The organism is Streptomyces sp. PH9007 (assembly GCF_059813725.1).
The window spans coordinates 119,787-134,374 of record NZ_JBQRUY010000002.1; the positions used below are offsets into that span (position 1 = coordinate 119,787).

Below are 14,588 nucleotides of genomic sequence, written 5' to 3' on the forward strand. Positions count from 1 at the left end.
CCCGGCGGGCCCGCGCCCACCCCCGGGCGCCCTCGCCTGCCAGCACCAGGCGCCCACCCCCAGCCCGCCACCGCAGAAGGGACCGTCATGCCCGCCACCGCCACCGGCCAGCCCAAGTTCATCCAGGCTGACCCCCGCGTTCCCGAGCCCGACTACACCAACGCCCCCTGCCGCCAGCTCACCCCCGCACAGGCTGATGAGCTGGCCTTCCCCGAGCGGATGTCTCCCGCAGCCACCGCCACCGCCAAGGCCATGTGCCGGAAATGCCCGCAGGCCGCCGACTGCCTCCTGTACACACTCGCCAACCCCAAGCTCCACCCCGAGGGCATCCGGGCCGCCACCACCCCCAACGAACGAGACGACCTGCGCAGCAGCCTCCGCGAGCGCCTCGGCGACGACTGGGTGACCACCGCCGCCCGCTCCCGCCGCGCCGCACGCAGCGCATCTGCAGCAACCCGCACCACCAGCACCCGGACTCCGACCAGCCCCCGGCACCGCGCCGCCGCCCTCAACACCGAGAAGGCGGCCGCCTGATGTCCTCCGCCACCCGCAAGAAGCGCACCCAGCACCGCACCGCGACCCACCGGCCGGCCACCCGGAGCCGCCGGTTCCGCCATGACGAACACACCGCGGTCGACCTGTTCTCCGGCTTCGGGGGCCTCACCGAAGCCGTCAAGAAGGCTGGGTTCAGCACGATCATGGCCGCCAACCACAACCAGTACAAAGTAGAGGTTCACGAGGCGAACCACCCCGAGGCTGAACACTGGATCGCAGACCTGATCGACACTGACGCCTCGGACTACCACTCGGCCCGGGATCTTCCCGCCGCAGACTTGCTGGCCGCGGGCGTGAGCTGCACCAATCACTCATCTGCCAATACGGTCAAAGCATATGAACAGGGACTTACCCTTTTTGAATTGGATGATCCGGACTTCGAGACCCGGGTGACGCGCTCCGAGCGGGACCGGGCGACAGCCAACTGCGTCCTGCACTACGCCGCGCAGCACCACCCGCGGCTCATCATCGTCGAGTGCACCACCCAGCTGTACTCCTGGGGGCCGGCGATCCCCGGCCGCCCAAAGGTCGGCGACGGCTCCACCTACCGGTGGTGGATCAAGCAGTTCGACCTGCTCAACTACAAGCACAAGGTGCTCTACCTCAACTCGCAGTTTTTCGGGGTCGGCCAGTCACGGGACCGCGGCTACTGGATTTTCTGGGACAAGTCCCTGCCCGACCCGGATCTGGAACACCGGCCGGTGTCGCACTGCGGCAGCTGCGACAAGCACGTCGAGGCGGTGTGGACCTGGCGCACGGGCATCCCGGCCACCGGGCTCGTGACCTACGGCAAGCAGTACGAGTACCGCTGCCCCAGCTGCCGCCGCCCGGTCATCCCGCCGATGACGCCATCGCTGGCCGCTCTTGACATGACCGACCTGGGTACACGTATCGGAGACAGGGACAAGCCGCTCGCGGCATCCACCATGGCCCGCGCGGAACGCTGCCGACAGCGGTTCGCCGACTTCCCCGCCGTGCTCCTGCCGGCAAAGGCCGTCGGCGCGGGGATGCGCCCCTGGGAGCCGCGGGCGACACGGGTCGGCCGGTGGGAGTCCTCAATCCTGTCGCAGGCCCTGCTGGCCGGCGACGACAGGGGGAGGGGCACCCCCCTGCCGACGGGCCCCGGCCCCTCGCCGTACGAGGAAGCAGTCCTGCTGGCCGTAGACAACTACCAGGGCAGCCCGCGCGGGGCGCACAGCCCGCTGCCCACCCAGGTCGGCTCGGAGACCCTCGCCGTGATCTCCTCCGGAATCCTCCCGTTCCGCAAGAACACCGTGCCGACCCCGCACAGCGAGGCAATGCCAACCGTCACCGCAGACCAGATCCCGGGCCTGCTCACAGCTGCCGGCTGGTACAAGCAGAACGGCAGTACAGGCAGCGAGACCGCGCCGCACCCGCTGAGCGACCCGCTCGGAACCCTCACCGCCCGCGACACAACCGGACTGCTCAGGGCCGACTGGCGCGCCGCGATCACGGATCTGCCGCTGGAGGAGTGCTTCTTCAGAATGCTGCGCGCCCACGAAGTCGGCCGAGGCTGCGGCTTCGACACCGACTTCCCCGGCCACAAAGGGACCTTCCAGGTCTGGGGATCTCCCTCGGACCAGGTGGACGGATACGGCAACGCCGTCTCCCCGCAGGTCGGCGCCTGGATCGGATCCCGGCTGCGGGCCATCCTCCACGGCACGGCATGAGGGGGATGCACCCGCCGCCCTCGGCCAGCGCCCGTTGGCCCTGGGCCTCGCCCGCACCTTGAGCAGCAGAGACGAGAGGGGGTTCCCCGGCCTGCCTACGGCAGCCGGGGAACCCCCTTGCGAGTCGACGCCCTCGCCTGCCAGCACCAGGCGCCGCTATCCCTCAACCAACCCGGATCGCCGAGACGGAACCGCCAGTATGCCCGCCGCGGGCCCTTCGCGCGGGCCGACCCGCCTCGGCTGGTCCGGTCAACACATCGGCGCTGGAACAGCGTTCCGCAACTACGGGCACCTGGCCGCAATCCGCCCGCCAGGCGCACCGAGCTGTGCTGTCCCTGAACGCGCGAAGGGAGTACTCCCCTTCGCGGCGGACCTGCCAGCGCCGGGCCACCGCTGTCTCCCATCCCGAACCCCCCGGGGGGACCGCCAACGAGACTGGTGGCCCCGACCCAACCTGGCCGGGTCACCGTACTCCCCGTGAAAGGAAAACTGATGGGCACCGCCATCGCCGCCGGCGTCATCGCCGTCGTCGGCACCCTCCTCGGCAGCATCGTCTCCGGCGCCCTGCAGCGCCGCATCGCCCAGGACGGCCTCGCCGCCAGCGAGCGCGCCGCGTTACGCCGTGACCAGATCGCCGCCGTCGCCGCCCTCGCCGCCGCGGCCGCCGACCACCGCCGCACCAGCTGGCACCGCCGCTGGCTCCAGGCGGACGGCGCCGACGAGCCCACCCTGATCGCCGCCGTCGCCGCCGTCCACGCCACCCGCAGCGCGATGGCCGAACCCCTGGCCCGGGTACGGCTGCTGATCTCCTCCCCCGCCGTCCGTGAGGCCGTCGAGGAACTGGTCGAGGTCACCTTCTCGCTGCACGACTGCGAAGACTTCGACGGCGCGCGACTCGCATCGATCGCCGCCCACGACCGGCTGCTCGACATCGCCGCCGACGTCATCCGAGAGGACGGCCCCCGCTGAACACCCTCCCCCTACGCCCGCAGCACACACCCCGGCCAGCGGCCGTAACTGCAGGCGCCGCATCGGCGATACCGTCCGTGCATGGGGACGAACGACATCTCGGGCGGCACCTTCCACACCGCCATCCAGGCCAGTCAGATCCGCCAGCTGACGGTCAACGCTGCAGCGGCAGAGGCGACCCCGCGCTACCTGCGCGACCCCACCCGCTGGGTCCTCGCCAGCGGGTGGGACGCCCTCGCGGCCGGCGCGCACCGAGCACGCCCGGGCACGGACGGCAGCCTGCTGCCGCCGTACGTACAACGCGACATCGATGTCGTGCTGCGCCACTGCCTGGCCCAGGGCGGACTGACGTTGGTGATCGGTGACTCCACGGCAGGCAAGACGCGCGCCGCGTTCGAGGCCGTACGCGACGTCTTCCCGCAGCACAGGGTCCTGGCCCCGCCGCCCGGAGCCAGCATGAGGCACCTCCCCGAGGCCGTGGAGACCGCAGACATGCCCGTCTTGGTGTGGCTGGACGACCTGGAAAGGTATCTGGTCCCCGACGGCCTGGACCCCGAACTCCTCGAGGACCTGCGCCACATGCACGTGCCGATCGTCGCGACCATGCGCCTCAAGGCGTACAGAGCGTTCACCGGCGAACACGACGGTGAACTCGGCGCGCAGGTACTGCGGTCCGCAGAGATCGTCGACCTGCCCCGCCTGTGGAGCGACGCCGAACAAGAGCGCGCCGCGCACTGCGACGACCCCCGCGTCCTCGACGCCCTGGAGCACCACGGGCCCTACGGCGTAGCCGAATACCTCGCCGCCGGGCCCGTACTGCTGCAGGAGTGGCACCGCGCCCGTGCCGCCCACGGTCACGCCCGCGGCGCTGCCCTGGTGGACGCCGCCGTGGCCCTGAGTCGCACGGGACTGCGCGGCCCCTATCTCCGCGCTGACCTCACCGAACTGCACGAGCACCACTTGGCCGCCGCAGGCGGCGCCGCGCTGCGCCCCGAATCCCTGGACGACGCGTTCTCCTGGGCGACCCGCATCCGCTACGGGGTCACCAGCCTGCTCTTACCGGCCCCGGACGACACCTCAGGACAGCGCTGGGCGCCCTTCGACTATCTCGTGGACCAAACAGATACGCCTATCCCGCACTGGACCTGGGAGTGGTCGCTCGCTCACGCCGTCTGCCGGGCCGACCTCCTCGCTATCGCCAAGAGCGCGTTCACCGCCGAGCCCGACATCGCCGAGCGCGCTCTGACGCCTGTGGCAGAGTCGGGTCACAGGCTCGGCCAGCTCAACCTCGGGAAGCTCCACCACCGCAAAGGTGATCTAGCGTCAGCCCGGCATTGGTGGACCGTCTCCGCAGGAGCCGGTCAAGGCCGAGCTGCCCTGCGCCTCGCCATGCTGGACACTCGTGCAGGCAATCTGGAGCAAGGCCAGCGCTGGTGCACGCTGGCGATCAAGAACGGCAACCCCGAGGTCGCGGCTAGCGCGGAAAGGCTCCTGCGCGCACTGAACTGGGAGATCCTCGCCGGACGCTCATGACCCACGCGGCCGAACATCACACCGCTGTAACCCTGGTAGCAGGCACGAGCGCGTCAACGGCCCCGCCACCCGAAAGAATTCTCACCAGAGAACTTTCCGACGCCCTGTCACAAACCCTTCGCCGACGCTCCCAAGCCTCACGAAACGAGCACTCCATGGCGAAAGGACCCTTATGGCAGATCGGACCGGACACACCCTGACGTCACGTCAGGCCCCCGCGGACCACCCCCGGTCCGCACCCGGGCGCCCCGGGAACCCGGGGCGCACCCGCACCGCGACCCTCCACGCCCGGGTCACCGACCCCCCGGCCCAGCGGGACAACCGGCCCGGCCGGCAGCGCCACGCCCCGCCGCCCGACCGCCACGCCCCGGCCGCCGGACGCCGCCGTACCCCCCGGCCTCCCGCGGCCCGCAGCCGGGGCCTCATCCTGGACCTGTTCGCCGGCCCGGGCGGATTCAGCGAGGGCCTGCGGCCTCTCGGCCTGACCGACCTCGGCCTGGAATGGGACCAGGCGGCCTGCGACACCCGCGAAGCGGCCGGGCACGCCACCATCCAGTGCGATGTCGCTGCCCACCCCACCCGCCCGCCGCGCGGCCGCCGCGTCGCCGGCCTCATCGCCTCCCCGCCCTGCCAGGCGTGGTCCCGCGCCGGCAAACGCCTGGGCCTGGCCGACCAGCCACTCGTGCACCAGGCCGTCGCCGACCTCGCCGCCGGCCGCGACACCCGCGCGCAGCTGCTCGCCGGCTGCAAGGACGAACGGTCCCTCCTCGCCGCCGAGCCCATGCGCTACCTCCACGACCTGCGCCCTGCCTGGGTCGCGATGGAGGAAGTCCCCCCGGTTCTCCCGCTGTGGGAGCAGTACGCCGAGATCCTCACCACCTGGGGCTACAGCGTGTGGGCCGGCATTCTCAACGCTGCGGACTACGGCGTCCCCCAGACCCGCCGCCGCGCTTTCGTCATCGCCTCCCGCGAACGCGACGTGACGTTCCCGGCCGCCACCCACATCGACCCCCGCAAGCACACCGAGGGCTGCGGACGGCTGCCGTGGGTGAGCATGGCGCAGGCCCTGGGCTGGGGGCCCACCCAGCGGACCTCTCCCACCATCTGCGCCGGCGGCCCCAACTCGGGTGGGCCCGAGCCGTACCCGTCCGGGTCCCGCCGCGCCCTGGAGCGCGCCCGCGACGAAGGCGCCTGGCTCCTGCGTCACGGACAGCGCACGAACGCCGCGCTGCGCTGCCAGTACGAGCCGGCCGCCACTCTCCTCTCCCGGCACGACTACGACTGGGAGCCGTGCCCCTGCACCCTCCCCGACGACACCGGTCGCCGCCCCGAGGACTGGATGCTGCGGCACAACACCTCGGCGAACGCCTGCCGCCGCCGCGCCGACCAGCCCGCCGGCACCCTCCACTTCGGGGACCGCCTCAACACCGTGACCTGGGTGCATGAGCGGCCCTCCACCACGGTGTGCGGGGACCCCAGGCTCTCCCCGCCCGGTCACCGCGACCGCTCCCCCGGCGGCGAGAGCCAGTTCGCCAGCAAGGACTCCATCCGCATCACCGCCGAGGAAGCCGCCGTCCTCCAGTCCTTCCGCGCCGACTACCCCTTCTCCGGCACCAAGACCCGTAAGTTCCAGCAGATCGGGAACGCTGTCCCGCCGCGCCTGGCCACCCACGTCGTGGCCGCGGCCACCGGGCTGCCGGTGCCCGAGCACCTCGCCGCCGCCCCGGCCGCGCCCGGCGCCGCCCACATGTGCCCCAACCCCCCGCGCCGCTCCACCACCCGCCGCCACTGCCTGCGCGGCCAGCAGCCCATCCACAAGCACCGCGACGAGTGACCAACAGCCCTCCCGAGAAACGGTTCTGAAATTTCCGGCCGGTGGCGTCACAAACGCCGCCGGCCGCCGCCTTGCCCCCGCGAAATGGCCCACCAGGCGCTGAAACACAGGGGGAGCACATTGGAGAGCCGGACCGCCACCGTCACCGCCGCCTACCTCGCCACCGTCCCAGCAGCAAACTTACTCACCACGCACATCGGCACCATCCCCGTCGGCTTCGGCCAGGCCGCACCCGCCGGAGCCCTCGCCATCGGCGTCTCCTTCGCCCTGCGCGACCTGGTCCACTCCCGGGCCGGAAAACCCGCCGCCCTGGCCGCGATCGCCACCGGGAGCCTCCTGGCCTACCTGATCGCCACACCGTCCCTGGCCGTCGCCTCCGCCACCGCCTTCGCCGTCGCCGAACTGGCAGACACCGCCATCTACGGACCCCTGCGCGAGCGCGGCATGCTGCGCGCCGTCGCAGCCTCCAGCGCCGCCGGCCTGATCATCGACAGCCTCCTCTTCGTCTGGCTGGCATTCGGCTCACTCGACCTCGCCCCCGGCCTCATCCTCGCCAAGGCGTACGTGACCGCCACCGCCATAGCTGCCCGCGCCACCCAGTCCATCCTCAGGGAGCAGGCGTGACCTTCGCCTTCCATCTCGGCACCACCTGCTGCACTGGCTGTGGCTGGACGACCCGCACCTCGACGGCGTCACCCTGTGCGTCAGCCGCAACCGCGCCGCCCGCCGCAAGACGCCCTTCCCGCCGGCCCGCCACGACTTCGTCCTCGACAGCGGCATGTTCACCGGCCTCCAGCAGCACGGGCGCAGCCCCATCACCAACGCCGAATGGGCCGCCGAAGCAACGGCCGGTGGGCCGCGCCCCTGGACCACATGTGCGAGCCCGAAGTCATCTATGGCGGCACCCGCCCTGCGGTGGCGCACCGACGTCATCCGCTGGCCCGAACGGGCCGCAGCCCAGGCCAGCCTGGCCGACGGCGCCTTCCAGCCCGCGCTCTTCGACACCGCAGCCTGAGACCCGGCACAGGAACTGGCATCCGATGCTCGGCCACGCCAGAGGCCACCGAAGCCCGCCGGCCCGCAGCGCCCAGCCCCCTTGAACGCGGCCCACTCCCCCAGCCCGATCCTCACCGACAGTAAGGAGCAACTGTTGCCCAGCCCCACCGCGATCATCGACATCAAGGCTCTCGGTCCGGCCCCCTACCGCCACCCCATCTGGCAGATCGTCGTCATTCACCGGACGGATCCCTACGAGCCGCGCACCGAAGGAATCCACTGGTGGCAGATCCGGCCCAGCGACGACGAGCTGCGCGACGCCGACCGCCACACCCTGGAAACCGGCGGCTACCGCGCCCAGATGAGGGTCCCCCGTGACGCGGAGGCCGTCAGCTTCCTGGCGTCCACCGGCCCCACCCAAACCACACGGGCCGACCTCGACAGCGCTCTCCTGGCGCTCCTCGACGGAGCCGAACTGATCGGCGCCACCCCCAACTTCGACGCCGGCTTCCTGCAGGCGCACCTCGACGCCGCGCCGTGGCGCCCCAGGCCCCTGGACATCACCACACTCGCCGCCGGCTTCCTGCAGGGCCTGGCACACGCCTACACCAGCCGCGAACCGTACTGGGGCACCCCACCCGACCACTACACCAGCACCCGGTACCTCGTGGAGGGCCGGCTGCCCGCTCGCCTCTCCAGCGGCGCCGGAGTCCGGCCTCCCCACTCCGAACCGAACCGCTCAGCGCTCTCCAGCGCCCTGTGGACCCGAGCCCTCCACGACCGCATCATCCTCCCGCCCAAGCTCTACGCCGCGACGCACCCCTCCCCCGTCTTCGCCCCCGCTGACCGGCGGCCGGCCCGATCCCCGCACACCCACTGGGAGAACACATGACCAAGCCCGAAGCCGTCGTCGATACCGAGACGCTGGGCCTCGACCCCACCATCCACCCCATGTGGGAGATCGCCGTCAGCGCGCCCGACCGCACCGAATTTCTGTGGCAGATCCGCCCCACCGAGGAACAACTCGCACACGCCGACCCCCGCGCCCTCGAGATCAACCGCTACCACGAGCGCATGGAGGTCCCGCCCTGGGCGCTCGCCCTGGACATGCTCCACCCAGGGGGCCCCTCCCCCATCGACCCCTGCGAGATCGACGCCATCCTCCGCCGCATCCTCCACCGGGCCCGGCTGCTCGGCTCCCACCCCGACTTCGACGCCCGCTTCCTCCAGGTCCGCCTCGGCGAGGCCGTCTGGTACCACCGCCACAAGGACGTCCCCACGATGGCCGAGGGCTACCTGTACGGGCTGGCGGCCGCCAGAGCCAGCACCCTCCGCGCCCGCACCTCCGCGCCGTACGAAGAGGTCCGCGACCAGATCGCCAGCCACAGCTCCTACGCCATCTCCGCCGCCCTCGGAGTCCCGCCCCCGTCAGAAGAGGAAGCGCACACCGCGCTCGGCGACGTCCGCTGGATCCGCCGCCTCCACGACGCGATCACCACCGAGACCGGAACCCGCCCCGCAAGCCACCATCACCTCCCGGCCCCGAGCGCCGCGCTGCCAGCCGGCCGCACCGGCTGACCCCCAACCCGCTCCCCCGTCGCACACGCAGCGCCGTGTCACGCCCAGCACGGGCAACCCCACGGCGTTGCCGGCATCCACGGCCCGGCCGGACCTGGACCGGCCGCACCAGACCCAGGAGGATCAGTGGCGATACAGATGCAGCTGGACGACGTCCTCGCCCCGCCCCCGGATGGCCGCCAGCACAAGCTCACCGTCGTGCCCCTCACCTTCAAGGACGCCTGCCGCGCGGTCGACTTGTGGCACCGCCACCACAGCAGCCCCCAGGGCCACCGGTTCAGCATCGGCGTGTGGGACGAGGCACAGCACCTGCGCGGAGCGGCGATCGTCGGCCACCCCACCGCCAGGGCCTTCGACCAGCACTTCACCCTCGAAGTCACCCGGGTATCGACCGACGGCACCCCCAACGCCTGCAGCGCCCTCTACGGCGCGGTCTGGCGCGCCGCCAGAGAAATGGGCTTCCACCGGGTGCTGACGTACACCCAGCACAAGGAATCCGGAGCCAGCCTCCGCGGCGCCGGATAGCGCCCCATCGCCGAACGCCACCCCCGCACCGGCTGGGACACCCCCAGCCGCCGCCGCACCGACCGCGGCACCGACAACATCCCGCGCACCCTGTGGGAACGGACCACAGCAGAAGCACACCCGCCACCATCCATCGAAGCCCTCCGCGCCCAACTCAGCGACGAGACCCCCAGCCACCCGCACAGCAACTGACCCCGGCAGCCCGCGCAACCACACCCAGGACGGACCCCCCGTGAACAACCCCGCCACGCAGATCGACCGCTGCGCCTTACAGCACCAGCTCATCCACCAGCAAGGAACCGTCGGCAACACGACCGGCAGCGCGCTCCTGAGCCCCGACCACCTCTACCGCTACGCCCTCACCCGCACATGGGCCTCCGATACACCGCACGCCCTGTGGGTCATGCTCAACCCCAGCACCGCCAGCGCAACCCGCGACGACACCACCCTGCGGCGCGTCGCCTCCTTCTCCCGCCGGCACAAATTCGGCGGCATCATCGTCGTCAACCTCTTCGCCCTGCGGGCCACCAACCCCCGCACCCTCATCCAGCACCCCGACCCGATCGGGCAGCTCAACGACGCGATCCTCGCCGAGCTCATCCCCGCCGCCCCCACGGTCATCGCGGCCTGGGGAAGCCACGGAACCCTCCACGGCCGGTCCACCGCCGTCGCCAAGCTCCTGGCATCCGCCGACCACAAGCTCCACTGCCTCGGCACCACCAGGACAGGACAGCCCCGGCACCCGCTGTATCTCGCCGCCACCACCCCCCTGAGCTCCTACGCACACGCCACCTGAGCATCAGCACCACGATGGCCCGGCCCGTGTTTCCCACGGGCCGGGCCATTTTTCGTTTCGGGACCATCAGGGACAGTGAACGCTCCGAAGCCCCGTCAGCCCTCAGTGCATACGGTCAAGATGAGCCAGCAGACGGCGGCTGAGGCTCCAAGCAGGAAGCGCCCCACCGCGTCGAATCGCTGGGTGGGGCGCCTCTAGGGTGTTTCACCCGATACGGTGCGGGCTATGCGAGAAACACAATCCCAGACCGTACAGGTTCCACCGCTCAGCGACGACCTGGCCTTCCTCGACATCGTCACAGAGTGGGACATCACGAGCCCGTACCACGAGTGGAAGGTCGGGATCGTAGTCCCGCCGACCTTCATGCCCGGCACGTTCCCGCGGGTCATCGCCGTCTGCAATCAGAAAGGCGGCGCGGGCAAGACCACGACTGCGCTCGAGCTGGCGATGGCCCTGGTCTCCCGCGGCCTGCGCGTCCGCCTCATCGACGCCGATGATCAAGAGGCATCGCTGACCGCGTGGCTCCCCTTCACCTACCCCGAAGGGACGCCCGAGGACCGGCGCCTCAACCTGGCACACCTCTACTTCGACCCGACGGTCACGCTGCAGCAGATCTCGTACGCCACGCCGTACGAAGGGCTGCGCCTCGTGCCGTCGTACGTGGACCTGGACGACGTCAAGACCAAGCACCCGACCGGCACCGACACCGCGCTGCAGTACCACCTGAAGAAAGCTGATGACGACGTCGATGTCACCGTCATCGACTGCGGCCCAAGCCTTGGTCCTCTCACGGTCTCGGCCCTGGTCGCAGCGGACGACATCGTCATCCCGGTGCAGGCCGACTCGGGTCTGGACGTTCGAGGCTCAGCAGCACTCAGCCGGACGCTGAAGACCGTCAAAGCACGCCTCAACCCGGATCTGCGCGTCGCGGCGGTCATCCTGAAGGACTTCGAGAAGTCGCAGTTGGCCCGGAAGATCGGCAACAGCATGGCGAAGGCATTCCCCGAGGCGGTCATCGCGCCGGCCCGGACCAACGTTCGTGTCGGAGAAGCCCAGCTCGCAAGGAAGCCGCTGCGAGCCTTCGCGCCCGGCGTGACCACCGTCCTCGACTACGACCGAGCAGCAGGCATCCTCTTCGGTCAGAAGGCGGCCTGATGTCTGGGTTCGACGCCAACGACGCACTCGATGATCTCTTCGACGACTCCTACGCCACCGGTGCCGGCGCCGCCGTCGCGCTACGCACAGAGGCAATCATCGACGGGCCTGCCCCGTCAGAGAGCATCGACGCTGTACTGCGCCTGGCCGAGGGCCTGCCGAACCTGAACGATGTCCGGGAGGTAGCGGAAGGCGACCTGTCGGAGCTGACGGACAGCGAGCAGCAGCAGAAGGCTCAAACGGAAGACGTCATCCGTACGGCACTGGCGACCGGCGACGCCTCGGTATGGGTCATCGCTCAAGGTCTGGAGCGAGTAGCTAAGGGCAAGTGGTGGCGGTGTACCCACCGCACGCTCGGCGGGTACGTCGAAGACATCACTGGGCGTTCCGCCGTCTACGGCCGCCAGTTGCGTGCGGGCGCGCCTCTTGCGCTGGAGACAGCTGAGCGAACCGGCACAGTTCCCAACCCCGGGCAGGTCAAGGAAACCCTGAAGACAGAGAAGCTGCACGGCAGGGACGCTGCCGTCACCCTGTATCAGGTCGTCCAGGACGTGAGCGCTCAGTTGGGCGAGAAGCCGACAGCTGCGGCGCTTCGAGCAGTGCATGAGGAGCTCCCGTCTCGCCTGCCCGAGGTGCCGGAACAGCAGCGCTCGGTGATAGAGGAGGCGGCGCGGACAACGCTGGGGGTCCCCGGCGCTGCAATTGCAGCGCCCGCGTTCGAGTCTAATTCGAACAGTGGCGCTGCAATTGCAGCGCCGGAGGTAGCCGGCGGCGCGACGGGCGCCTCCCAGGGCGAGGCAGCGGGCAAAACGCCTGAGGCACAGGCATCCGGGCCGCCCGACAAGCCCTCCTCTCTGAGATCCGCCCGCGATGGCGATGGCGACATTGAGGACGCTGAGATCGTTCCCGACCACCTCGCAACCATGAAGGACGCCCTGAAGAAGCTGAACGAGGTCCATCAGCTCCTCACTGCAGAGGTGTACACCGCAGCCGCAGGCGACCCCGCTGCGGCATCGGAGTACGGCAACGTCAGGAGCAAGATCACGAAGAGGGCGACGGCTATCAGAAACAGGGCGATTAGCTCACCAAAGCCCTAGCCGAGCACCCGGGCCGTGAGGGCACAACGCGAACTGCCAAGCCCTCACGGCCTGCGCCCAGGTACTGAAAACTGCACTTCTCGCTCCGGCCTGAAAGACTGGTCGAACGTAGAGTCGAGAGGGCGGAGTGGCAGCTGTGGCACAGGTGAAACTCACACGCGCACACCGCGTCCTGGTCGGCATCATCCTGGCCGGGGCGGTCGTCATCGCCGCCATCGGCTTTGTCGGCTCGTACACGGCGGTCCGCGATCTGGCCGAGAAGAAGGGATTCGGCGCCTTCTCGCCGTTCTTTCCCATCGGCATCGACGCGGGCATCGTCGTCCTGCTCGCCCTGGACCTGCTGCTGACCTGGCTGCGCATCCCGTTCCCCCTGCTGCGCCAGACCGCCTGGCTGCTCACCGCCGCCACCATCGCCTTCAACGGCGCCGCCGCGTGGGGCGACCCGCTGGGCGTCGGCATGCACGCGATCATCCCCGTGCTCTTCGTCATCACCGTGGAAGCGGCCCGGCACGCCATCGGGCGGGTCGCCGACATCACGGCGGACAAGCACATGGAGGGCGTCCGCATGTGGCGCTGGCTGCTCTCCCCCATCCCCACCTTCCGGCTGTGGCGCCGCATGAAGCTGTGGGAACTGCGGTCCTACGACGAGGTCATCACCATGGAGCGGGACCGCCTCGTCTACCAGACCCGGCTGCGCGCCGAGTACGGCCGCGCCTGGCGCCGCCGCGCACCGGTCGAGGAACTCATGCCGCTGAAGCTGGCCCGCTTCGGCGTCCCGCTCTCGGAGACGACCCTCCCCGGCACCGCGCAGCGGACCGAGACCGGGGCAGGGGCCCTCGAGGAAGGGCTGACCGTACCCACGCAGCGGACCAAGGCGCAGACGCCACGAGAGCTCCCGGCGAGCCCGGCGGAAGACCAGGTCCCCTCGCCACTGCCCCCTGCCCCACCACGTGCTGAGCCGGAACCTCTGGTGCACGGGTCTGCCTTGGAGGACACGCCCTGGAGTCAGGTACCTGACGGGGTGAACGACGTGCCCGGCGGCGGAGGTGGCGATCCGCGGCCGGCAGCCGACCCTCAGCCGCCGGTTGGCAGTGCGGATCGTGAACTCGCGTCGGCGGGGACGGCCTCCGCCGAACAGGGAGCGCGAGCGCGGAAGCGCGTCGATGCCCTGATCCCGCCCGACGACGTCCGCCGGATGGAACGGCTCCTGGATGACCAGGACGCCGCTGCGGAAGGTCTGGCCGGCGATGAGGAGACCGCGGACAAGGAAGCGGACGAGGCCCCGGAAACCGAGGACACCGGGGAGAGCGAGCAGGGCCTCGTACAGGACTACACGGGATGGGAGGGCAAGGACGCGGTCACCCACGCCTACTGGCAGCTCGGGAAGGAAGCGCGGGCGCTGTCCGCGAGGGCCCTGGGACCCATCCTCGCCCTGCGCACTGGGCTGGTCGTAGAGAGCACAGCACGCCGGTACGTGGAGACCCTCCGCCGCCAGCTCATCAGGGACGCCTACGAGCAGCTCGACAACAGCCAGCGGGCCATGCCGGTGACCGAACTCGCCGGCCTGCTCGCGGAGCAGACCGGGCTGACCACCGTCATGACCCATAACTTCATCGAGGTCCTGCGCAAACGCGCCACGGCTGACGCGAAGGGCCCCGCGGGCAATCCGCTGCCGATCCCGTAGCACCGGCCGGGACGACTCATTCCTCACTGCCAACCGGGCTGCCAAGCCGGGAAGGGCCCAGCTTCCTCACTGCCAACTGGCCACGCCAGCCAGGAAGGTCACCTGGGCATGGTGACGTCCTGGTCGTGGTCAAGCCGTGCTGGCGATGCCTGGTGCTCACCTACCGCCAACGCGC

General features: G+C 70.5%; 13 protein-coding genes and 1 pseudogene. 13 read left to right on the forward strand and 1 reads right to left on the reverse strand.

The window, feature by feature from the left end; genetic code table 11:
• The first annotated feature begins 87 nt into the window (after window positions 1-87).
• From ACTFAP_RS29540 to ACTFAP_RS29565, 6 genes are all read left to right on the forward strand, one after another.
• Window positions 88-534, forward strand: coding sequence for a WhiB family transcriptional regulator (locus ACTFAP_RS29540; RefSeq protein ID WP_500469734.1), 447 nt, complete (start codon window positions 88-90; stop codon window positions 532-534).
• Window positions 534-2,246 carry a DNA cytosine methyltransferase gene (locus ACTFAP_RS29545; RefSeq protein WP_500469736.1) on the forward strand — a complete coding sequence of 571 codons (1,713 nt, stop codon included), beginning with the start codon at window positions 534-536 and terminating at the stop codon, window positions 2,244-2,246. The genes ACTFAP_RS29540 and ACTFAP_RS29545 overlap by 1 nt, the downstream gene beginning before the upstream one ends.
• 477 nt (window positions 2,247-2,723) lie before the next feature.
• Complete coding sequence (gene kilB / locus ACTFAP_RS29550; protein ID WP_500469738.1) at window positions 2,724-3,215, forward strand: plasmid transfer protein KilB; 492 nt, start codon at window positions 2,724-2,726, stop codon at window positions 3,213-3,215.
• A gap of 81 nt (window positions 3,216-3,296) precedes the next feature.
• Window positions 3,297-4,748 carry a hypothetical protein gene (locus ACTFAP_RS29555; RefSeq protein WP_500469740.1) on the forward strand — a complete coding sequence of 484 codons (1,452 nt, stop codon included), beginning with the start codon at window positions 3,297-3,299 and terminating at the stop codon, window positions 4,746-4,748.
• Window positions 4,749-4,920: 172 nt separating this feature from the next.
• Window positions 4,921-6,582, forward strand: a complete 1,662-nt coding sequence (locus tag ACTFAP_RS29560; RefSeq protein ID WP_500469742.1) for a DNA cytosine methyltransferase — start codon at window positions 4,921-4,923, stop codon at window positions 6,580-6,582.
• Between the two features lie 120 nt (window positions 6,583-6,702).
• Window positions 6,703-7,206, forward strand: coding sequence for a VUT family protein (locus ACTFAP_RS29565; RefSeq protein WP_500469744.1), 504 nt, complete (start codon window positions 6,703-6,705; stop codon window positions 7,204-7,206).
• Here ACTFAP_RS29565 and ACTFAP_RS29570 read toward each other — a convergent pair.
• A complete protein-coding gene (locus ACTFAP_RS29570; protein ID WP_500469746.1) occupies window positions 7,190-7,384 on the reverse strand; it encodes a hypothetical protein in 195 nt (64 codons plus the stop codon). The genes ACTFAP_RS29565 and ACTFAP_RS29570 overlap by 17 nt on opposite strands.
• Window positions 7,385-7,732: 348 nt before the next feature.
• Here ACTFAP_RS29570 and ACTFAP_RS29575 point away from each other — a divergent pair, with 348 nt between their 5' ends.
• The 7 genes and pseudogenes from ACTFAP_RS29575 to ACTFAP_RS29605 all read left to right on the forward strand — a co-directional run bounded on the left by ACTFAP_RS29575 (window position 7,733) and on the right by ACTFAP_RS29605 (window position 14,413).
• On the forward strand, window positions 7,733-8,470 hold the full coding sequence (locus tag ACTFAP_RS29575; protein ID WP_500469748.1) for a hypothetical protein: 738 nt from the start codon (window positions 7,733-7,735) through the stop codon (window positions 8,468-8,470).
• Window positions 8,467-9,156 (forward strand): hypothetical protein, encoded by a 690-nt coding sequence (locus ACTFAP_RS29580; protein ID WP_500469750.1) that lies wholly within the window; start codon window positions 8,467-8,469, stop codon window positions 9,154-9,156. The genes ACTFAP_RS29575 and ACTFAP_RS29580 overlap by 4 nt, the downstream gene beginning before the upstream one ends.
• Before the next feature lie 138 nt (window positions 9,157-9,294).
• Window positions 9,295-9,873 (forward strand): annotated as a pseudogene (locus tag ACTFAP_RS29585) (XF1762 family protein).
• Between the two features lie 40 nt (window positions 9,874-9,913).
• Window positions 9,914-10,477 carry a DUF1643 domain-containing protein gene (locus ACTFAP_RS29590; RefSeq protein ID WP_500469751.1) on the forward strand — a complete coding sequence of 188 codons (564 nt, stop codon included), beginning with the start codon at window positions 9,914-9,916 and terminating at the stop codon, window positions 10,475-10,477.
• Window positions 10,478-10,702: 225 nt separating this feature from the next.
• Window positions 10,703-11,632 (forward strand): ParA family protein, encoded by a 930-nt coding sequence (locus ACTFAP_RS29595; RefSeq protein WP_500469753.1) that lies wholly within the window; start codon window positions 10,703-10,705, stop codon window positions 11,630-11,632.
• Window positions 11,632-12,729, forward strand: coding sequence for a hypothetical protein (locus ACTFAP_RS29600; protein ID WP_500469754.1), 1,098 nt, complete (start codon window positions 11,632-11,634; stop codon window positions 12,727-12,729). Before ACTFAP_RS29595 ends, ACTFAP_RS29600 begins: the two co-directional genes overlap by 1 nt.
• Before the next feature lie 136 nt (window positions 12,730-12,865).
• A complete protein-coding gene (locus ACTFAP_RS29605) occupies window positions 12,866-14,413 on the forward strand; it encodes a DUF2637 domain-containing protein (RefSeq protein ID WP_500469756.1) in 1,548 nt (515 codons plus the stop codon).
• Window positions 14,414-14,588 lie beyond the last annotated feature (175 nt).